We start from the raw sequence: 22,132 nt of genomic DNA, 5'->3' as shown, positions 1-22,132 counted from the left end.
TCAGGGGTGCTGTTCGAACAGGGGGAGCTCCAGCGTGGCCGTGGCGCCCATGCCGGGGCCCTCGCTCTCCAGCGTGAGGCGGCCTCCCATCATCTGCGCCGCCAGCACGCTCGAGTGCAGGCCGAAGCCGTGGCCGTCCTTGCGCGTGGTGAAGCCGTGCGTGAAGAGCCGCTCGCGGAACTCGGGGGCGATTCCGATTCCGTTGTCCACCACCTGGATGCGCGCCCACTTCCCCTCGGCGGTGAGCCGCATGCACAGCACCCGCTGGCTCTCGGGGAGCACGTCCACCGCGTGCTTCGCGTTGCTGATGAGGTTGATGAGGATCTGCAACACCTTGTGCTTGTCCACCATCACCCGGGGCTGCACGGAGATTTCCCGCGTGATGGAGATGCCGTGGCGCTTGAGCGAGGCCAGCTGGATGCGCAGGGCGTCGTCCACGAGCTGCGCCAGATCGCACTCCACCTCCATCACCGAGGCCTTGGCGTAGTTCTGCTGCACCTGGACGATGGCGCGGATGTGGTCGATGTACCGGTGCATCGCCTCCACGTCCTCCATCAACGTCTCCTGCTCGCGCAGCAGCTCCTCGGACAGCTCGGCGAGGTAGTCCGGCAGCTGGCTGCCCCGGGCATCCCGGGTGAGGAAGTCCGCGAGCGTGCCGCGGTGCTCCTGGAGCAGGGCCGAGGTCTGCTTCACCCGGCCCACGCGCGAGGCGCCCACGTGCCTGCGCATCATCTCCACGTTGATGACGGCACTGGTGAGGACGTTGCCCACGTTGTGCAGCACGTTGGAGGCCACCTCGGCCATGCCCACCTCGCGGGCCGTGTCCACCAGCCGGGCCTGGGCCTCCTTCAGCTCGCGCGTGCGCTCCTCCACCCGCTGCTCGAGCTCGTCGTTGGCCTGGCGCAGCGCCGCCTTGCCCTGGCGGACATCCTCGTACAGCCGCGCGTTCTCGATGGAGGTCGCCGCCTGGGTGGCCAGGTGACTCAGCAGGGCGAGGCGCTCCGGGTTGAAGGCGTGGGTGGCCAGGTTGTTCTCCAGGTACAGCGCGCCGGAGAGCGTCTCCCGCCGCATCAGCGGCAGGCACAGCACCGAGCGGGCCCCGCTGCGCCGCAGGTACTCGTCGGACGAGAAGGGATGGGGCCGGGAGGCATCGTGGATGAGGACGTGCTCGTGCGTGCGCTTGACGTAGGCGATGAGGGTCCCCGGCAGCTCGTGGGGCGTGCCCTCCGTGACGGGGACGACGGCGCCGTCCGGCGAGGAGCCGGAGACGGCCGCGACCGAGAGCGTGTCCCCATCCGGCAGCAGCAGGGCGCCGCGCTGGGCGCCGGCGTTCTCGATGGCCACCCGCAGCAGGGTGGTCACCAGCCGCTCCAGGACGATCTCCCCGGAGATGGCCTGCTGCGCCTTCACCACGGAGAGCGCGTCGATGTGCGTCGAGTCCGTCGTACTGGTGGTCTCGTGGTCGGAGGGCGTGCGCGAGGGCGACAGGCCGGGCCACCGCGCCTCCAGGTGCAGGGCCTTGCCCTTGGCGCCCCACTGCCGGTACGCGGCCTGGGCCTCGCGCGCGAAGGAGAGGGCGGCCAGCGGCGCCTTGCGTGCCCGCCAGAAGTCCGCCGCGAGCTCGGCCGCGATGGCGGCGTTCTGGATGAAGCCGTTCTCGCGGGCCTGGCTCATGGCCTCTTCATAGGCCCGGACCGCCTCATCCAGCCGTCCCTCGAGCCGCGCCAGCTCCCCGAACACCATCCGCTCCGGAGCGCGGAAGGTCTCGGGGCAGCTGTCCGCCCACTCCGAGAGCTGCTGGTGGTGCCGCTTCATGGCCTCGAGCGACTTCACCCGTGCCTCCGCCTCCTGGCCCTCGCAGCTCGCGGCCAGCGCCAGGGCCCGGTAGAGGTGGAAGTCCAGGTTGTTGATGCTCCCCCTCATCACCCAGAGCACCCCGGCCGCCTGCTCCGCGGCGGCGAGCGCCTCCGCGTAGGCGCCGCACATGTAGCGGGACTTGAGCCGGGTGATCCAATAGATGGCGCGCAGGCTGCTCAGGCGCGCGGCCGTCAGGGTGGCCTCGAACGCCTGCTCGTCGAAGCCCTCCCCGCTCAGCGTGTCGAACGAGGGCGTACGCCCGCGCAACTGCTGCACGTAGCGCTGGTGGACGAGGATGGCGTCTCGCGTGTCCAGGACGCCGGCCTTGCGCGTGAAGTCGCCCCGCACGACGGACTCCTGGTAGACGTCGTCCAGGTGGTGCCCCATCACGAGGCGGTTCAAGGTGATGGCCGAGCCGCAGAAGCACGCCGCCTGGAAGTCCCCCGCCTGGACCGCGTGGTCGAAGCCCTCGAGGACGAGCTCCTGCGTCGCGGAGAGGGGTTGGGACCAGTAATGGATGAACTGCAGGCTGAAGAGCACCTTGCCCCGTTGAGAGGCCAGGTTGTGACGGTCGAGGAGCGCGCGGGCGAGCATTCCCAGCGCATGGCCTTCCCGGTACTGCTTGAAGTGGACGCCGGCCAGCATCCCCAGCCAGCTGAACCCGGAGACGGCGGTCTCCGTGAAGCCGTGACGCAGGGAGAGGGTGACGATCCGGCTCAGGTCGATGATGAGCAGGTGGACATCCGAGAAGAACGCCGTCGCGAAGAGGGCATCCAGGGCGGCCATCGCCGCCTTCATGTCCGGATCCGTCATGAGGGGAAGGTCGACGAGGCTCGCGATGGGGCACTCCCGGAGCAACGCCCAGACCTCCTCATAGGCGGCCGCCGCCTCTTCCGGGGTGGGGTGCGCGGGAATCGGCATGCCCAGCCGTGACAGGCACTCCAGGATGTTGGCGCTGGCCTCCCGGGTCCGGCCCGTCGCCACGTAGACGGCGTGCCTCGAGAGGTAGGCGGCCACCCTGTCCGTGTTGTTCCTCGCCTGGGGCAGGAGCTCCTCCGCCAGACGTTCCGCCTCGGCGGCATTGCCGCTCATGAGCTCGCAGGTCGCCCACGCGCGGCGCACCTTGAAGGCCAGCGCGGCGTCCGTCTCCCACGGGTCTCCGGGAATGAGCGAGAAGGCCATCCTGAAGTAGGTGATGGCGGGCCGGTGCGCGATGGAGGCCTGGGCCTTGAGCCCGGCCTCCGCGTTCAACCTCGCGAGCTGGTGGCGCTCCGCGGGCTCCTGGATGTGCTCCACCCCGGCGTTGAGCTGGCTCACCACGTCGAAGAGCTTTTCGCGCAGCACCTCGGGCGGGAGGCTCGCCAGCAGGGACCGGCCGATGCGCAGGTGGATGGCCTTGCGCTCCTCCTCGGAGCTGAGGGCATGGGCCGCCTGGTGGATGCGGTCATGGAGGAACCGGTACTGCTCCGGGCCGCCGCGCATCAGCAGGCCCTCCTGCAGCGCGGGCGCGAGCCCCTGCTCCACCGCTCCCAGGTCTTCCGCGTCGAAGAGGGTGCTCAACATCGGCAGGGAGAAGACATGGCCCACGCACGCGGCCAGGCTCAGCAGACGCTGCACCTGCTCGGGCAGCTGGCGCAGCTTGTCCACCAGGAAGTGGACGACGTCGTCCGGGTAGCCCGCGGTCCAGACCTCCTCGGCGTTCCACCTCCACCCGCCCTCGGGCGCGCGGGTCAGCAGGCCATCGCGGTCGAGCGCCAGCATCAGCTGGCCGAGGAAGAACGGGTTGCCGCCCGACTTCTCGTGGAGCCGTGCCGACAGCGGGACGATGACGTCCTGCCCCGCTTCTGGCAGTGCGTCCGTGACGAGCCGCTGGACCTGCTCCAGGTTCAGTGGCTCGAGCTGGAGGTCCGTCACCCGCGCGCCCGACCTGCGCACCGTCTCCACCATCAGCATCAGCGGATGGGCGGGGCTGACCTCGTTGTCGCGGTAGGCCCCGAGCAGCAGCAGCGGCGGCGTCTCCGCGTGCGTGAGCAGGTTCTGGAGGAGCTGGAGGCTGGCCAGGTCGGCCCACTGCAGGTCATCCAGGAACACCACGAGCGGGTGCTCGGGCGTGGCGAAGACGCCGAGGAACTGGCGGAGCACCTGGCCGAAGCGGTTGCGCGCGTCGGTGGGCGGCAGCTCCTGGACGGGAGGCTGCTTGCCCGCGACGAGCTCCAGCTGGGGGACGAGCTCCACCATGACCTGGCCGGACTCACCCCAGGCCGCCTGGAGGCGCTCGCGCCACCCGGCCAGCTCCTCGTCCGTTCCCGCCAGCAGTTGCTGCACCAGTCCCTGGAGGGCCTGGGCCAGCGTCGCGTAGGGGATGTCGCGGTGGAATTGATCGAACTTCCCACTCAGGAAGAAGCCGCGCCGTTGCACCACCGGCTTGTGCAGCTCCAGCACCACCGAGGACTTGCCGATGCCGGAGTAGCCGCGCACCAGCATGAGCTCCGCCTGTCCTCCCTGGCCGACCCGCTCCAGGCCTCGCAACAGCGTGGAGACCTGGGCCTCGCGCCCGTAGAGCCGCTGCGGCAGTTGGAAGCGCTGGGGCACGTCCCGGGCGCCCAGGGGGAACACCTCGCATGCCCCCTCGAGGCACTTCTCCAGGTCGGCCCGCAGCCCCTCGGCGCTCTGGTAGCGCTCCTCGGCCGTCTTGGCGAGCAGCTTCATCACCACGGCCGAGACGGCGGGGGGAAGGGTGGGGATGAGCTCGTGGGGCGGCCTGGGGTGCTGGGCCATGTGCGCGTGGAACCACTCCAGCGCATCACGCCCGTGGAAGGGGCGGCTCCCCGTCAGCAGCTCGTAGAACGTCACGCCCAGCGAGTAGAAGTCGGTGCGGTAGTCCACCAGGCGGTTCATCCGCCCGGTCTGCTCCGGCGACATGTACGCCAGCGTCCCCTCGATGAGGTTGGCGGGCGCGGCGTCCAGGTGCTCCACCCGTTGGAGCGAGGCCACCCCGAAGTCGATGAGGCGGGGGCCTCCCTCTGGCGCGGTGATGATGTTGGCGGGCTTGAGGTCCTTGTGGATGACGCCGTGGCGGTGGAGCTCCGCGAGGGTCGACGCCAGGGAGACGGCGAGCTCGAGGAAGCGCGGCACCTCCATGGGCTGGCCGACGAGCGCGGACAGGGGGTCGCCCCGCAGCAGCTCCATCATGAGCAGGGGGCGGCCGTGGACGTGCTCGTGGGAGTAGGAGCGGACCACGCCGCTTACGTTCCGCAGCCGTTGGAGGATGCTGAACTCGCGGCGGTAGCGCTCGCGCTCGCGCGGACCCGGGACGCCGATGGACGGAGTCTTGATGAGGACCGGCAGGCCATCGGACTCGCGCACCGCGTGGAGGAGCACGTTGGCCCCCGTCGTGCGCAGCGTCCCGAGGAGCTTGTAACCTGGGATGTCGAGCATCATCCGCCGCTCACCCCAGGCGGCGGAACCGGAGCTGGATGCCGCTCTTGGGCTTGGGGAAGGGGGTCATGATGTATTCCAGGTCCTGCCCCGGCACGAGCTCCCACGTGTAGTGCTTGAGCAGCAGCGCCAGCATCACACTCATCTCCACCATGGCGAAGTGCTGGCCCAGGCAGATGCGCGGCCCGCCGCCGAAGGGGATGAACGAGCCCGGCTTCCTCTGCTCGCCGCGCTCGGCGCTGAAGCGCTCGGGATCGAACCGGTTCGGCTCCGGCCAGCTCGAGCCCGCGTGCGCGGTCCGGATGCTGACGGGCACCGCCCACCCCTTGGGGATGCGGTAGCCGTTGTAGACCACGTCCCGCGTGGTGACGCGGAAGGCCCCGCCAATGGGGGGAATGAGGCGCATGCCCTCGTGGAGGAGCTGGACGAGGTAGGGCGTCGCCCGCAGCCCGTCCAGCGAGAGGGGACCCGCCATGGGGGCCACTGCCTCGCGGCCGCGCTGGAGCACCTCCGGGTGTTGGGCCAGTGTCAGCACGAGGTTGGAGGTGGCGGTGACGGTGGTGTCATGCCCGGCGAAGAGGAGCAGCTGCAGCTCGTCGACGATGGTCTCCCGCGACAGGGGCGGCTCCCCGTCCTCGCGGCGCTGGAGGAGCGAGCCCAGCAGATCCGGCGGTTGCTCGGCCCGCGTCTGCCGCTCGGCGACCACCTTGTCCAGGTAGTCGATCATCGCCTTCTTCGAGGCGAGCGCCTTGCCGAACGTCGTCCAGGGCAGGTTCACCGGAAGGGGGACGAAGAGGCCCGCCGTCCACGCCTGGAAGTGGCGCATCAGGAACGGCACGTCCACGGCGTCCTGGCCGAAGATGAGGGTGAGGGCGATCTCGAAGGCCAGCTCCCGCATGGCGGGCCACAGGGTGAGGTCGCCCGGGAGCGCCGCCCAGCGCTCGAAGTGGCGCGTGACGAGCGACTCGATGACGGGCACGAACCCGCGCATCGTCGCGTAGCTGAAGTGGGGGGCGAGCAGACGGCGCCGCTCCAGGTGCTCCTCGCCCTCGAGCAGCGACAGGCAGCGCGCCCCGAGCAGCCGGCGGATGCCCGGGCTCCAGCGGTTCTTCAGGTACTTGCCCTCGCCCGCGAAGATCCACTGGATGGCCTCGGGGCCGGTCAGGAACGCGGTGGGGGAGCCCAGCACGTGTGTCCGGAAGACGGGGCCGTACTGGCGTTGCCGGCGCTCGGAGAAGGCGCGGCTGGAGCGGAGGAACTCCAGCGTCTCGCCGATCAGCGGGAGGCCCGATCTACCGGGAGGAAGGGGGAGGTTCTCGGGCGTGGGGGGGCTGGCATCCGCCTGGGAGGTCATTGGTGGTCGTCTCCGGGCCGCTGGGGGAGGACAGAGCCCTTGTTGCCGTTCAACGATACAGGAGGTTCAAGCGGGGCGTGAGACGCCCCCAGCGGCGAGACGAGGGGAAACCTGGAGGGCGAGCGGCGGGCTCGCACCCGGGTTCAAAAGATGCCCTGACCCGGAGTGAGAACGTTGTCCGGATCGAACGACCGCTTGGCGAGCACGAAGTGCCCCCAGAGGGGATGGAAGTGCTCACGCCAGTCGGCGGAGCTCATCTGGACGGAACCGACGGGGTAGCGCTTGCCTCCCACGCAGGTGAGCTGGTCGAGGATGGCGTGGTTCCTCGCGACGAGGGCCGCCGCGTTCTCCGGGGTGGGCGGGACGGCGGTGCGCAGCAGGGAGAAGAGGAAGGCGGTGCGCCCCGTGGGGACCCGCGCGAAGGGCGCGGTGAGCCGGCCGGGGTGGAAGGGGTAGAGGAGGATGGGCCCCTGTCCCATCTCGGACTCGGGCGTCTGGGCAAGCACCTGCTCCACGAAGGAGGCCGTCACCCGCCCGGGGACGAAGTTGTCCAGCCACGGGTGGGGGAAGTCCCAGGCGCCGGTGCTCTTGAGGAACTCCACCAGCGGCGCGAGCCGGTTGGCGAAGTCGAAGTAGCTGCTGTCCGTCACCTGCAACGAGCCCGGCTCGAAGGACAGGCCGGCGAGCAGCCGCGCGTCGTCCGGCTCGGAGCCAGGAGCGAAGTACTTCACCACCTCGAGCTGATAGGCCCGGCCGCTGCCCGTGGAGACGACGGAGCCCTCGACGTATTCGAAGCGGCCATCCGCGATGAGCGTCTGCTGGTCCCGCAGGAAGCGGGGGAGGTCGTGGTAGAGCGCGAGATAGGTGCGCGCCCGCGGCGGTACGTCCACCAGGCGGACCCGGGCCCGCACGATGATGCCGAACTGGCCCAGGCCCGCGCGCACGGCATCGAAGAGCGGCCGGTTGCGGAAGGGGGAGCACCGCACGAGCTCCCCGCGGCCGGTGACCACGTCCATCTCCAGAACGTTGTCCACCTGGAGGCCCCAGCGGAACGTCTGCCCGCCAATGCCTCCCACCGACAGCGTGCCTCCGATGCTCAGGTCGATGTAGTCGGTCAGCGTCGGAGGGCTCTTGCCCAGGGGCAGGGTGGCCTCCAGCAGGTGGATCCACCGCAGGCCCGCGTCCACCCACGCGCTCGTCGCGTCGATTTCATGGATGGTGGAGAGCGCGGACATGTCGATGACCACACCGGCCTCCACTTGCGATTGGCCATGGGTGCTGTGGCTCTCGCCGATGCCGCGCGCGCCGGCCACCTTCAGGCCGTGCGCACGTGCGAAGCGGACCATCTTCACGATGTCTTGCACCGAGCCCGGGACGAGCACGGCCCAGGGCGTCCGGTGGACGATGTGGCCGTAATCCTCCGCGGCCCGTGTGCGTGTCGCCGCGTCCGTCAGGAGCTGTCCGTCCAACGCAGGCAGGCCGATGGCGCCTGGCTCCGGAGTGGAGGCCCAACTGCGGCTCACGGGGTTGAACAGGGTGACCACCGTCACCAGGGCGCCTCGAAGGATCGTTCGACGTGGCAGGGCGCGGCTCGACATGGGCTGCTCGCTTTCTCGTGTGAGGCACAGCGATGTTCATGGCTGTGCGGGGCCGTCCAGGACAGCTTTCTGACAGGCGATCCCCTGTATAGTCCGCGAGGGAATTTCCGCGAATGGCCTGGTGTCGTTCCGAATTCGGCCCGTCTTCCATGCATCCATCTTCTGGCCCTCGAGCCCCTCTTGCCCGATCGACGCTCCTCAAGATGGGTGCTCGCATCGCGGTCATCATCGCCCTCTCCACGCTCTTCAGTTACCTTCACATGCGTCATGCCCTGCGCAAGGAGACCCTCGCGCAGTTGCAGCAGCATGTCTCCGAGCGCGGCCAGCGGGAGGAGGCCATCTTCCTGCAGGCGGAGGACAATCACGCCTTCCTCAAGAAGGCCCTGCTGGAGAGGATTCGAACCCTCCAATCCCAACAGGAGGACGTGAACGCACGCTTCGACAGCCTGTTCACGCGGCTGCCCGATGGCACGATCCGCAACCGGCCCGAGATCCTCGATGGCACGCGGATGGTGCAGCTCTTCATTCCACGCAACGCGGCCCTCGATGCCGGGTTGCGCACCCGGCTCATGGCCGCGCATGACGTGCTCACCTGGTACGGGCCCGCCTTCCATGTCCGTTTCAAGACGAGCTACATCGCCTTTCCGGAGGGGGCGATCGTCGGCTTCTGGCCAACGGATCCCACCTGGAGCCAGGCGCTCCCGGCGGACTTCTCGGTCACGCAGTATGAGGACTACACCCTCAGCACGCCCGAGAAGAATCCCCAGCGGCGGACCATCTGGACGGGCATCTACAAGGAGACCGTCTCCAAGATCTGGATGGTCTCGGTCGCCACGCCGGTGGACCTGGACGGCCGCCAGATCGCGACGCTCGGCCATGATCTCTTCCTCGAGGAGTTGATGACCCGGACCATCAAGGAGCACGTCCCCGGGGCCTACAACGTGCTCTTCCGCGACGATGGCCAGCTCATCGCCCACCCGGACTTGAAGCTCGCGAGCGCCACCGTTGCCTACAACATCTTGAGTGACGCCAGCCGGCCGGACGTCGCCGACAGACTCCTGGACACGGAGGAGGACGCGGCCCACCTGCGCGAGCTCTTCGAGCGGTTGGAGAGCCGCCAGGCCGATCAGGCCACGCTGGAGATTCCCAGGTACGACGAGTACGTCGCCGTGACGCGGCTGCGGGGCCCCGGGTGGAACCTCGCCACGGTGCTGCCCGAGAGTGTGTTGTCCCAGCCCGCCTTCCTGGCGGCGCGCTACGTCCTGCTGCTCGGCATCGTGTCGCTGCTGGTGGAGCTGGCCATCATGTTCCAGGTGCTCCAGCAGCAGATCACCCGCCCGCTGCTGAACTTGAGCCAGGCCACCGACAAGGTGGCGGCCGGTGACTTCAAGGTGACGCTGGACACCGCACGCGGTGACGAGCTGGGGCAGCTGGCCCGCGCCTTCCAGCTCATGGCCGACGAGGTTCAGCGGCGCGAGGAGGCCCTGCGCCAGACCAACGAGGGGTTGGAGCAGCGCGTGGAGGAGCGCGCCCGCGAGCTCAAGGAGGTCAACCAGCAGTTGGTGCAGACGGCGCGCCGCGCGGGCATGGCGGAGGTCGCCACCAACGTGCTGCACAACGTGGGCAACGTGCTCAACAGCGTCTACACCTCGGCCCAGGTCGCCAAGGAGCGGGTGAAGGGGATGAAGCTGGAGCACGTGAGCCGGGTGGCCCACATGCTCGAGCAGCACCAGGAGGATCTCTCGGCCTTCCTCTCCCAGGACGAGCGCGGACGGCACCTGATGCCCTTCCTGAACGGGCTGGGAAGGAACCTGGTCGAGGAGCGCACGGAGATCGTCTCGCTGCTCGACGACGTGGGCCGCTACACCGAGCACATTGGCGACATCGTCAAGGTTCAACAGAACTACGCCCGCACGCCCCGGATGCACGAGCCCGTCAACCTGGCGGAGCTGCTGGAGGACGCCTTGCGCATCAACTCGGCCGGGCTCACCCGCCACCACGTGAAGGTGCAGCGGAACCTGACGCCCCTGCCTCAGGTGATGACCGACAAGCACAAGCTGCTGATGATCCTGGTCAACCTGGTCAGCAACGCCAAGTACGCCCTGGACGAGGCGCCTTCGGGCGAGCGGGTGCTGACGGTGAAGCTGGAGCAGGCCGCCGCCGACCGCTTCCGCATCGACATCCACGACAACGGCATGGGCATCGCGCCGGAGATGCTCACCCGCATCTTCCAGTACGGCTTCACCACGCGCGAGGAAGGGCACGGCTTCGGTCTGCACTCCAGTGCCCTGGCGGCCCAGGAGCTGGGCGGCTCGTTGAGCGTCCACAGCGAGGGGCTCGGGCACGGAGCCACCTTCTCCCTGGAAGTGCCCTTCGCCCCGGTCCAGCCTTCGACCCACGCGTAGAAAAAGTTCCCACGAAATCGGGCTCCAGCGACCCAAGGGAAAGGCCCTTGGGAGAGGAACCCGAATGATGAAGAAACTGAAGGCGGTAGCCGTTGTCGCGGTCTTCGCACTGGCCATGGCCTGTGGTTCGCCAGAGGAGGCCGCTACCGGAGACTCGCTCGGTGTCATGACCGCGGCGAGCGATAGGGCCTGCTTCGTGAGCTGCAACATGGCCTACAACAGCTGCGTGGCCGCGAGCCCCGGCTCCATGGGGCTCTGCTCCATCCGTCAGCAGCTGTGTTACCAGGATTGTGGCATCGATGAATCCATGCCGCCGTCGTCCTCGGTGACCTTCTACGCCGTGGGCGATGGGAACGGGGACGACTCCAGCGATTTCTACCGCTTCACCTATAGCGGTGGGGTCATCAGCGGCTTCGTGAAGATCGGGGAGACAGGGGTGGTGCTCAATGACCTCGCCCTGGATGCCTACACGTCCACCTTCTACGCGATGGGCGTGAACGGCTCGCTCTACACCCTCAATGCATCGACCGGGGCCGCTACCCGCAGGGGGTACGTCGGAGGCTTCGTGAACGCCATCGATTTCTGCGGCAACGTGCTGTACGGCTGGGGCGGCGACACGCTGTACACGCTCGATGCGGCCAGTGGAGCGGTGGACGTCGTCATCGGCTCGGTCGGGTTCTCCTCGTCCGGAGACCTCGCCTGCTCGCTCTGGGGCAACCTGTATGGCTCCGGGAAAAGCACGTCGTCCTCCGATGCCCTGATCAAGATCAACAAGTTCTCCGGCCAGGGCACGAGGATTGGCAACTTCGGCTACAGCGGCGTCTACGGTTTCGAGATCGACCAGAGCGACAAGCTCTTCGGCGCCTACGCGACGAGCCACTCCATCGTTCTGCTCTCCGTCAATCCCAACACGGGAGCCGCGACGCCGGTGGCCAGCTACCCGACCTCCGCGGGTATGAACGGAATGGCCACCTACAACATGGCGTACTGAAGGGGAAAGGACCCCCGCGCCTCGGAACGGTGGGCCTGCCCCGGTTGTGTGGCAGGCCCACCGGCGTCAGGGCGACTGGACGATGATGTCGTCCACGTACACGCCATCGAAGTTCTTGGTGGCGTTGGACTCGAGGCGGAAGCGGACGCGCAGCGTCGACTTGCCGGACAGCGTCAGGTTCAGCGTGCGCACCGCCCACGCCTGGTTGCCCGCGTATTTCGCATTCGGGATTGGCTGCCAGGCGCCGCCGTCGATGCTCATGTCCACATAGACGAAGTCCTTGTTCCGCTCCGTGCGCGCCTTCATCCAGAACTGCACCGACACCGACGTGAGGCCCGAGACGTTCAGCGGGGCCGCCAGCTCGGCGTAGCTCACCGTACCAGCCGCGTACTTGCCGCCCGCGCTGTCGGTGAGGCTGTGGTTCGAACTGTGGAAGTTGGCGGTGGTGAGGCTCCACACCGCTCCCGTGGAGGGCGCCGGCAGGTTCCACGCGCCCGTGCCGCTCTCGAAGTCGTCCGCGAAGAGCGTGCGCCGCGTGGTGAAGCTCGAGGTGAAGGGCACCACCATGGGGTTGCCCGCCAGGTCCTTCACCCCGCTCACCTGTACCTCGTAGGAAGTCTGTGAGCCGAGCAGCACCGTCGGCGTGAAGGTGGCCACGCGCAGGACGGCGTCATAGCGGAGGGTGCCCGCCACGTACGTGCCGCTGGAGACCTGGAGCAGCCGGATGCCCGTGAGGCTCGTGCCGTCCACGCCCTCGCTGAACGTCACCGTGATGGGGTCCGAGGAGGCCACGGCCGTGGCTTCGTTCGCCGGGCTCACCGCCGTCACCGAGGGAGGCGTGGTGTCCGGCTCCATGCTCGTGGTGAAGGACCAGCTCGTGGCCGTGGTCATCGCGTTGCCGGACAGGTCCTTGATGCCCGTGAGCGACACCGTGTGCGCCGTGGAGGCCGCCAGCACGGCCGACGGGGTGAAGGTGGCGGTCCAGTTCGCCGCGTCGTAGTGCACCGAGCCCGTCACGCGCCCGGCCGTGCCGGTGAGCGTGAAGGTGGCGTCCGTCACCGTCGCGGGGTCCACCGCTTCGGTGAAGGTCACCACGACGGTGGTGTTGCTGGCCACACCCGGGGCCCCCACTCCCGGGTTGCGGAAGGCGATGCCCGGGGGCGTGGTGTCCGCCGCGGCCGTGGTGAAGTCCACCTGCACGTCCGAGGGGAAGAGGTTGGGCTGTACGGCGTCATCCGAGGTGATGCCGGAAGGCCCTCCCGCGAGCGTGAGGGTGTAGTCCATCCCGGCGACGTAGTTGCTCCCCGTGGGCTCCACGCGCAGCCGCCGGTTGGCCGCGTCGTAGGAGAAGCTCGTCGCCACCGGGTTGCCGGTGAGGGCCTCCTCGAGTCGAACGGCGGCGGTGGTGAGGCTGGCCTGGGCGATGGGCTGGTCGAACTGGACGAGAAACGCCGAACCGAGCGGGAAGGCCAACTCGCCGTCCCGCGGCACGGTATCCGCTCGCAGGTTGACCTGGACGGTCAGGGTGCTGCGGACGGAGCAGCCCGGTCCGCTGGTGGCGTCGAGCGTATAGGTCGTCGTGTGCGTGGGGCTCGCCACCGGCTGCGCCACGTCGGAGGCCGAGAGCGTGCAATCCGCGCGGTTGCAGGACCATGTGTAGGTGGCGGCGGAGACCGGCGCGGGCCCGATGACGCTGGAAGCGCCCGGATCGAGGTTCAGGTCCGTCCCGGCGCTGCCCGGGTGGGGGAGGACGGTGACGACGGTGTCCGCCGAGGCCGTTTGCGAGAGGGCGTCGGTGACCGTTTGGGTGAAGGTGGTGGTGAGTGGCGGCACCACGGTGGGCGAGGCCACGGTGGCGCTGTCGAAGCAGCCCGTGCACACGGGGCTCGCGCTCCACGCATATGCATAGGGCGGCATCCCGCCACTGGCCGGCAGGCCGATGGAGACGGACTGGCCCGCGCAGATGACCTTGTCCCCACCCGAGCTCGCGCTGAGCGGTGAGACTCCCGCGTCCGTGCCGGTGCCGCTTCCGGCATCCACGTCCGTGCCGGTGCCCGCGTCCATGCCGGTGCCGGTGCCCGCGTCCGTGCCGGTGTTGCTTCCGGCATCCGCGTCCGTGTTGGTGCCCGCGTCCGAATCGGTGTCGCTTCCGGCATCGGCCGTGCCCGCGTCCGCGCCCGGGCAGGTGGCTGCACCAGGGCATGTGCCGGAATCGACGCTCCCCGCGTCACCGCTGCCCGAGCCGGAGCCCGAGCCCGCATCCGTTCCTATCGGAGTCGTTCCGGAGTCCGGTGGCGACTCGACCGTCCCGTCCGAGCCGGAGCCGGAGCCCACGTTGACCTTTGGTGCGTCACCGCAGGCCACCAACACGCACGCCACCAGCGGCGCCAGCCACTTCGCACGCAACGATTGGTTTCGAGCACTCATGTCCGCTCACCCCTGCTCCGTTCGGCGGACGAACCCACCGGGACGGGACACAGCAAGCGTAATTATTTTCAGTGAAACTGAGAAATGTTGGGGTGCCACTGTTTCCACCCGGGGAGCTCCCCATGAAGCCTCCCCGTGAAATCGCAGCGAGAAAACAGAGGCGGAGCCATTTCCGGCGCCGTGGGGCCGGGCTACCAGGTGACCGGCATCTCGTGCACGCCGAGCAGGTTGTCGTTCTGCTTGAAGGGGATGTCCTCGACGGGCACGGCCAGCCGCAGGGTGGGGACGCGCTGGAACAGCGTGCGGAACACCACCTCGAGCTCGATCAGTGCGAGCGCGCGTCCCGTGCACAGGTGGATTCCATGGCCGAGGGCGAGGTTGCGGTGCGGCGGGCGGTGGATGTCCATGCGGTCCGGGTCGGGGAAGACCGTCTCATCGCGGTTGGCCGAATCCGTCTGGACGAGCACACCCTCACCGGCGCGGATGAGCTGGCCGCCCAGGGTGATGTCCTCCGTGGCGACGCGTTGTCTTCCGCTGTTCGAGACGGTGACGTAGCGCAGGAGCTCCTGGACGGCCGCGGAGAGCTTGGAGGGCTCATCCGCGATCGCACGCAGCTCGCCGAGCTGCTCCGGGTGGAGCAACAGCGCCATCGTGCCCATGCAGATCATGTACGCAGTGGGTCCGTGCCCGGCGTGGAACAGCATCTGGAACATGGCGGCCGCGTCCTGCGCGCTCAGCGTTCCCCGCCGCACGTGCTCGGCCGCGATGCGGCCGATGAGCGTGTCGCTGGGGTTGCGCACGTTCTCCTCCACCAGACGTTGGAAATAGCCCTCCATCTCGTCCAGCGCCCTTCCGGCTGCATCCTTCGTCGAGTCGCGGGAGCCGATCGTGCAGCTGAGGCCGTGCAGGTACACGTAGTCGTCGTAGGAAACGCCGAGCAGCTCGCAGATGACGCGGATGGCCATGGGGAGCGCGAAGGCCGCCAGCAGGTCGACCGGCCGCGGCCCGGCCAGCATCGTGTCGAGCGTCTCGTCGACGATGCTCTGGATCCGCGGCCGCAGGGTCTCCATCCGCCGCGGCGAGAACTCCTGCACGAGCATGGCCCGCTGGACCCGGTACTCCGAATCGGGGCGGAAGGGGAAGGGAAGGGTCCGCTCCAGCCGGGCCGCCGATGAGGGCGACGTGTGCGGGAAGCCCGGCAGCCTGAAGTCCAGGCTCAGCCGAGGGTCTCCGAGGGCCTCGGTGGCGTGGTCGTAGCGGGTGATCAGCCAGGGCGTGCTGCCGTCCCACACCCGGACGCGAGTCATCGGCGCCTCCTTCCTGAGCTGCTTGTACGCGGCCGGAGGGTCCAGCGGGCACCGCCAGTCCTTGGGCAGTGGATAGGAATCGGTCATCGTGACGCTCCTGAGGGTTCGAGAAGTGCGGCGGCCCCTGCCACCGTCGGGTTTGCGTACAGGTCGCGCAGCCCGATGTGAGGTCCGAGCTCGGCACGTACCCGGACCGCGATGTCGATCAGCTGCAGGGAATGGCCGCCGAGGCGGAAGAAGTCGTCGTACGGGCCGACGGCCTCGAGCCCCAGCACGTCGGAGAAGATCCGGGTGAGGGCCCGCTCGGTGGCGGAGCGCGCGGGCAGCAGGCGGGACACCGGCACACCGGGTGCGGCGGCGCGCAGGACCTCCTCGTAGGCCGACAGCAGGCCGTCGACGAAGCCGGTGTCGAACATGCTCTCGTCGAACTCGGCCCAGACGATGCTCGTGCCGTCGGGGGTCTCCTCGACACGAACGGTGAGCTCGAATTTGGCGGTGGCGAAGTCCAGCAGGTGTTCCTTCACCGAGCAGCCGTGCAGCTCCAGCGCGCCGATCGTTCCCAGCGGGTGATGGGCGAAGTTGACCTGGACGATCGGCGACCGGGTGGGATCTCTCGGTGGAGCGAGCTCGGCGACGAGCTGCTCGAAGGGCAAATCCTTGTGCGCGTAGGACGCGGCCAGTGTCCCGGCCACCCTCACGAGCAGCTCGCGGAAGTCCGGGTCGCCGCTCAGGTCGATCCGCAGCGCGACGGTGTTGACGAAGAACCCGAGCACCCGCTCGATCTCGGGCGGGTCGCGGTTGGCCACGGCCAGACCGAGCAGCACCTGCTGCCTGCTCGCGGCGTGTCCGAGCACGACCCCGCAGGCGGCGGCCAGGACCGTGAAGACGGTCTGACGCTCGGCACTCGCGAACGCGCGCACCGCGGCGGTGACCTCGGTGGGGAGAACATGATGCATGCGCCGTCCCCGTCCCAGCGCGCGGCGGGGCGGGACGAGGTCCAGCATCAGCGGGAGCCCGGACAGCCGCTGGCGCCACCAGCGTGACAACTCCGCGCGGCGCGAGTCGGTGAGCTGCTCCCGCTGCCACTCCGCCCAGTCCGTGTACCGCACGGGCAGCTCGGGCAACCCGGCGGGCTCACCGAGGACCGCCGCGCGGTAGGCGATGGCCAGCTCCTCGAAGAAGACCTGCAGCGAACATCCATCGGCCACCAGGAGATGCGCCGAGAACACGAGGAAGTGCGTCTCCGGACCTGACCGGAGCACGGTGAGCCGCAGCAGCGGCCCGTTCTCGATGTCGAACGGCTGGGAGACGAGGGCTTCTGCTTGCCGCGGCGCCTCGGATTCGTCCGCGACGTCGAGCACGTGCAGGTGTCCGCGTCCGTCTGGCAGCACGTGTTGGTGCGTGCCGAGTGGGAAGACGGTCCGCAGGGATTCGTGCCGGGCCACCAACACGTCCACGGCCGCACTCAAGGCGGTGGTGTCCAGTGGGCCCGTCACCCGGAAGCAGCGGGCCGTGCTCTGGGCGAAGCCCGAGGGGTCGAGCCAGTGCAGGAAACACAGCCGCTGCTGGGCGAAGGACATGGGGCACGCGATCGTCATGCGCGCGGCCGTCTCACGATGGTGGGCCGAGCGGGCGGCAGGGTGGTGAGCGCGCCAGCCAGCTTCGCGACGGTCGGGCCCGCGAGGATCGTGGCGAGACCGACCTCCCGGCCGGTGGCCCGGGTCACCCGTGAGGCGAGCCTCAGGGCCAGCAGTGAATGCATGCCCAGCTCGAACAGGTTGTCGTGGACACCGACCCGCTCCACCTTCAGCAGCTCGACGACGATCGCGGCGATCTGGCTCTCGGTCTCGTTCCTCGGCGCCACGAACGGCGTGCTCGCGTCCCCGTGGGGCGTTGGCAGGCGGGCCCGGTCGAGCTTGCCGTTGGTGTTCAACGGCCATGCGTCGAGCACCATGACGGTCTCGGGCACGAGGTGTCCGGGCGACCTGCGCGCCATGTCCTCGCGCACGGCCTGGCCGGACACCGCGGAGCCCGGTGCGGCCAGGACGTAGCCGATGAGCCGTGGCTCGCCCCCCTTGCGCTCGACGACGGCGGCGGCGTCGGTCACCCCGGGATGGGCGGCCAGTGCGGCGCGCACCTCGGCCAGCTCCACCCGGATGCCGCGGATCTTCACCTGTTCATCGCGGCGGCCCAGGAACTCGATCACCCCGCCGGGGTGCCACCGGCCCAGGTCCCCCGTGCGGTACAGCCGTTCGTCCGGTGACGACCCGAACGGGTTCGCCACGAACCGCTCGGACGTGAGGTCCGGCCCGCCGAGGTACCCCCGCGCGACGATGGGTCCGCCGATGCAGATCTCCCCGACCACGCCCGGCGGAACCACCTGCGAGTGCTCGTCGAGCACGACGAGCTGGGCGTTGGACAGTGCCCGGCCGATCGGCACACTGGCGCCCTCGACGTCCTGCCAGTCCTCGAGCCGCTGAGCACTGGCCAGGATGGTCGCCTCGGTCGGGCCGTAGGCGTTCGTCACCCTCGTGACTCCCTTGCGCCGCAGCGCGCGGAAGGCGTCCGGGGAGACGACATCGCCCCCGACCAGTACCCTGTCCAGGTGGCCGAACGCCTCCGGAGCCTCCGCCACCAGGGGGTGGAACACCGCGGGCGTGAGCAGGGCGTGGGTGACCCCGCTGCGGGTGAGGCACCGCGCCAGGCCGTGGATGTCCCAGCCGGGCGGCAGGAAGTGGATGGCCGCGCCCTTCAGCAGCGGGCCCCAGATCTCCAGCACCGACACGTCGAAGGCGGCCGACGCCATGGCCAGCATCGTCTTGCCCGGCACCAGGTCGACCACGTCCGTTCCGTACAGACGGGCCACGACCGAGCGGTGCTCGATCTGGACGCCCTTGGGCCTGCCGGTCGACCCGGACGTGTAGATGACGTACGCGAGGTCGGTGGGCGCTCCCGAGGGCAGCGGGAGCTCCGGCACGTCGTGGACGTCGTCCAGCCTCACGACCGGGATGCCCGTGACGAGATGGGCCAGCCCCGCCGTGGTGACCACGGCTCGAGCCCCGGCGTCCTGGACGAGCCTCTCCAGGTGGGAAGGAGGATGGCGAGGCTCCAACGGGAGCCAGGCCGCACCCGACTTCAGGACTCCCAGCTGTGCCACGACGAGCTCGGCCGAATGCGGGGCGCACACCGCCACCACATCCCCGTGGCCGATCCCCATCCCGCGGAGATGCCGCGCGAGCCGTCCCGCGAGGCGCGTGAGCTCGCGGTAGGACATGGGCGAGTCACCCGATGCCACGGCGGGGGCATCCGGAGTGCGCTCGGCCCAGTGCTCGACGAAGCTGGGCAGCCATCCCGCCGGTGCGTCCACCCGGGGGCCCGAGGAGACGAGCGCCCGCCGTTCCGCGTCGTCCAGCAGGGACAGCCTCGATACCGGGGTGTCCGGGGCGGCGGTGATGGAACGCAGCAGCCGCTGGTAGGCGGACAGCATTCCGGTGATGAAGAACTCCTCGAAGAGGTCGGAGTCGAACTCCCATGCGAGCAGGATTCCTTGCAGGGACGAGCGCGGGCTGGGGAGCACGGGGGCATCGGACCGGGGGATGTGGATGATGTCTCCGGCCAGCCTGCTGCTGTGCCCCGGCTCGGCGTAGCGGGGGACGGCGACGACGGACAGCTCGAACTTGGCCGAGCCGTTGCTGAGTCCCTCGATGATGGAGACCTCGAATGGGGACGCGCCGAGCGCGCCGGGTGCCGAGTCGTGAAAGCTGAACATGGCCTGGAGCAACGGGTTGAACCCGCCATGATGCCGCGCGGGCGACTCCGCGAAGATCATCTCGTACGGCAGCTCCTGGTTGTCGTAGACGGCCAGGGAGGTCCGCCGCACCCGAGCGAGGAGCTCCTCGAAGGTGGGGTCTCCGTGCAACCGTCCCCGCATCACGACATTGTTGACGAACATGCCCAGCAGGTTCTCGGTGTCCTGCCAGCGCCGGTTGGCGACCGCGGAGCCGACGAGGATGTCTCGTGAGCCGGTGTACCTGTGCAGCAGGACGAAGAACGCCGCGAGGAGCGTGTTGAACAGGGACGTGTTGTTCCGGTCGGCCAGGGCCTGCAAGCGGCGCGCGAGCTCACCGTCGAGCTCCATCCGGGGCGCGATTCCGCGGAACTTCCTCGCTCCGGGCTCGGTGCGGCGGGGGAGCTGGAGCACGGTTTCCGCGCCTTCCAGCTCCTGGCGCCAGAAGCGGCGCTGCGCCTCCGCGGCCTCGGTGCCGCACCACTCCCGCTGCCAGCGCGCGTAATCGGTGTACTGCACGGGCAGGTCCGGGCGCCGCACCTCGCCGTGGCGTAAGAAGTCGGTGTAGCCATCGAGCAGGTCGCGGACGAAGACGAGGAACGACCAGCCGTCGTGCACGATGTGGTGTTCGACGTGCACGAAGACGTGCTCGTCCGCGCGGAGCCTGAGCAGCAGCCAGCGGAACGGCCTGCCATCGGCGAGCGAGAACGGCGTCTGGAGCATCTCGCGAACGGCCGCACCGACCAGGGCCTCCTGTTGGGCTTCATCCGCGCCGCTGAAGTCCCGCAGCGGAACCTCCACCGCGAAGGGCGGATCCACCTCACACCGCAGCTCTCCGTCCACCTCGGGGAAGCGCGTGCGCAGCACTTCGTGGCGCCGGACGATGTCGGTGAGGCTGGCGTGCAGCGCGGTGATGTCCAGCTCACCCGCCAGTCTGAGCACCGCTTGCGTGTGGTAGGCCGCCGCGTCCGGGTTGAGCTTGTGCATCAACCACACCCGCTGCTGGGCGTACGACGGAACGGGCTCCGCGCCCGGTTCAGCCATCTTCGGCCCCGACTCCGCGCCGTCGCGCCGGTCACCAATCCGTGCCGCGATCTCCGCGACCGTGGGGGACTGGAGAACGGCACTCAGCTCGAGGTGCGCACCCAGCGCGCCGCGCACCCGGGCGGCGAGCTGCGTGGCGAACAGGGAATGGCCACCCAGCTCGAACAGGTTGTCGTGCACCCCGACCCGTTCCAGCCCGAGCAACTCCGCCGCGATTCCCGCCACGGCCTCTTCCCCGGGGGTCCGCGGCGGCTGGTAGCCGGTGCTGTCCGGACGTTGTGGCCGGGGCAGCCGGGCGCGGTCGACCTTGCCGCTCGTGGTCATCGGCCATGCGTCGACCGGTACGATCACATCCGGTACCAGATAGCCGGGCAGGTGACGGCGGAGTCCGGCGCGTACCGCGTCGGCCGACAGCTCCGCTCCGTCGGCCGGTAGCACGTAGCCCAGGAGACGCTCACCCCGTCCGTCGACGACGGCCACCGCGTCACGCACGTCCGGCAGCGCGAGCAGTGCGGCCTCGACCTGGCCCAGCTCGATGCGCGCGCCGCGGACCTTGACCTGGTCGTCGCGCCGGCCGAGGAACTCGATCGTTCCGTCCGCCAGCTGTCTGCCGACATCGCCGCTGCGATACAGCCGGCGTCCTGGCTCGGGGCTGAACGGATCGGGAACGAACCGCTCGGCGGTGAGGCCGGGCTGTCCCAGATACCCGCGCCCGACACCCTCTCCACCGATGCAGAGCTCCCCCGGAGTCCCGTGGGGAACCGGCCGCAGGTGCTCGTCTAGGAGGACGACGTGGGAGTGGGAGATGGGACGGCCGATGGGCACCCGCTCGCCGTTCTGGGCTCCCACGGTGTGCAGCGTGCTGGCCACCGTCACCTCTGTCGGGCCGTAGCCGTTGATGAAGCGGTGGAACGCGGCCCATTGCCGGGCGGTCTCCGGGAGACACACGTCACCGGTGCTCAGCACCACCTCGAGGTGGGTGAACCGGCCCGGCCGCAGCGTGCGCAGGACCGCCGCGGGCAGCACCGCGTGGGTGATGCGGCGGGTGAGCAGCACGTCGGCCAGCGGCTCACCGGAGATTCGTGAGGCGTCGATGGTCTCCAGCCGGCCGCCGTTGGCCAGCGCCAGCAGGACTTCGAACAGGGCCCCATCGAAGGCTGGATGGGCGAACTGCAGCACCCGCGTGTCTGGCCCCAGCGCTCCCAGGGAGTCCCGCTGGGCGAGGATCAGATTGGCGACACCCCGATGGTCGATCATGACCAGCTTGGGCTCACCGCTCGAACCGGACGTACAGATGATGTACGCCAGATCCTCCGGGGTGAGCGCCATCCCCTCCGCCGCGTCCTCGCTCCCTGGCACGGTGGGGTGGAGCGCACTGCCGAGGTCCAGGTGGGGCACACCCGGTACGGCGCTGGCCGGCGACAGGTCCACCACCAGCGCCGCTCCCGCCTTCCGGATGACCTCTTCGCGCCATGCCGCCGGGTGCGCGGGAGCCAGCGGGAGATAGGCCGCACCGACCCGCCAGATGGCGAGCAGGGTCTCGATGAAGACGGGTCCCCGGTCCATCACGAGCGCGACCACATTCCCGCGACCGATACCCCTGGCTCGCAAGACTCCAGCCAGGGCGCGGGTGCGCTTGCTCAGCTGCGCGTAGGTCACCGTGACGGCCGCGTCCGCGATCGCGACGCGGTCGGCATGCAGCCGTGACTGCTGCTCGAACACATCCAGCACCGACCGCCACGGTCCGGGGGGCACACCGTCCACGCCCTCCGGCGATGCGGTTCCGGCGTGCTCCTCTCCTATCGCCCACGGGCTCTTCAGCCGGAGGCTGGACAGCAGTCGTTCGTACTCTGTTCCGGTGACCAGGGTGGACGGGGGGGGATTCAACGAGCCTCCAATGGCGTCACACGTGAACGCGCCGAAG

General features: G+C 69.4%; 9 protein-coding genes. 2 read left to right on the top strand and 7 right to left on the bottom strand.

What is annotated here, in order from left to right; all coding sequences use genetic code 11:
* From NR810_RS50040 to NR810_RS50030, 3 genes are all read right to left on the bottom strand, one after another.
* Window positions 1-5,295: a trifunctional serine/threonine-protein kinase/ATP-binding protein/sensor histidine kinase gene (locus NR810_RS50040; protein WP_257463258.1), complete on the bottom strand. Its 5,295-nt coding sequence runs from the start codon at window positions 5,293-5,295 to the stop codon at window positions 1-3.
* Between the two features lie 10 nt (window positions 5,296-5,305).
* The gene (locus tag NR810_RS50035; RefSeq protein WP_257463250.1) at window positions 5,306-6,649 is read right to left on the bottom strand and encodes a cytochrome P450; all 1,344 of its coding nucleotides are present in this window, start codon (window positions 6,647-6,649) and stop codon (window positions 5,306-5,308) included.
* A gap of 143 nt (window positions 6,650-6,792) precedes the next feature.
* Entirely contained in the window at window positions 6,793-8,247 is a 1,455-nt protein-coding gene (locus NR810_RS50030; RefSeq protein ID WP_257463249.1) for an FAD-binding protein, read from the bottom strand.
* A gap of 203 nt (window positions 8,248-8,450) precedes the next feature.
* On the opposite strand from NR810_RS50030, the gene NR810_RS50025 reads away from it, so the two are divergent.
* The gene (locus NR810_RS50025; RefSeq protein WP_257463248.1) at window positions 8,451-10,652 is read left to right on the top strand and encodes an ATP-binding protein; all 2,202 of its coding nucleotides are present in this window, start codon (window positions 8,451-8,453) and stop codon (window positions 10,650-10,652) included.
* Between the two features lie 64 nt (window positions 10,653-10,716).
* A complete protein-coding gene (locus NR810_RS50020) occupies window positions 10,717-11,643 on the top strand; it encodes a hypothetical protein (protein WP_257463247.1) in 927 nt (308 codons plus the stop codon).
* Between the two features lie 66 nt (window positions 11,644-11,709).
* Here NR810_RS50020 and NR810_RS50015 read toward each other — a convergent pair whose 3' ends face one another.
* From NR810_RS50015 to NR810_RS50000, 4 genes are all read right to left on the bottom strand, one after another.
* On the bottom strand, window positions 11,710-14,070 hold the full coding sequence (locus NR810_RS50015) for an Ig-like domain-containing protein (protein WP_257463246.1): 2,361 nt from the start codon (window positions 14,068-14,070) through the stop codon (window positions 11,710-11,712).
* 191 nt (window positions 14,071-14,261) lie between these two features.
* On the bottom strand, window positions 14,262-15,464 hold the full coding sequence (locus NR810_RS50010; RefSeq protein WP_257463245.1) for a cytochrome P450: 1,203 nt from the start codon (window positions 15,462-15,464) through the stop codon (window positions 14,262-14,264).
* The gene (locus NR810_RS50005; RefSeq protein WP_257463244.1) at window positions 15,461-16,975 is read right to left on the bottom strand and encodes a condensation domain-containing protein; all 1,515 of its coding nucleotides are present in this window, start codon (window positions 16,973-16,975) and stop codon (window positions 15,461-15,463) included. Before NR810_RS50005 ends, NR810_RS50010 begins: the two co-directional genes overlap by 4 nt.
* On the bottom strand, window positions 16,972-22,095 hold the full coding sequence (locus tag NR810_RS50000; protein WP_257463243.1) for a non-ribosomal peptide synthetase: 5,124 nt from the start codon (window positions 22,093-22,095) through the stop codon (window positions 16,972-16,974). Before NR810_RS50000 ends, NR810_RS50005 begins: the two co-directional genes overlap by 4 nt.
* Window positions 22,096-22,132: the final 37 nt, after the last annotated feature.

Origin of the sequence: Archangium lipolyticum, from assembly GCF_024623785.1 — a bacterium.
Classification (GTDB): domain Bacteria; phylum Myxococcota; class Myxococcia; order Myxococcales; family Myxococcaceae; genus Archangium; species Archangium lipolyticum.
The sequence above is the reverse complement of the archived record's forward strand: the minus strand, read 5'-3'. Positions and strand labels throughout refer to the sequence as shown.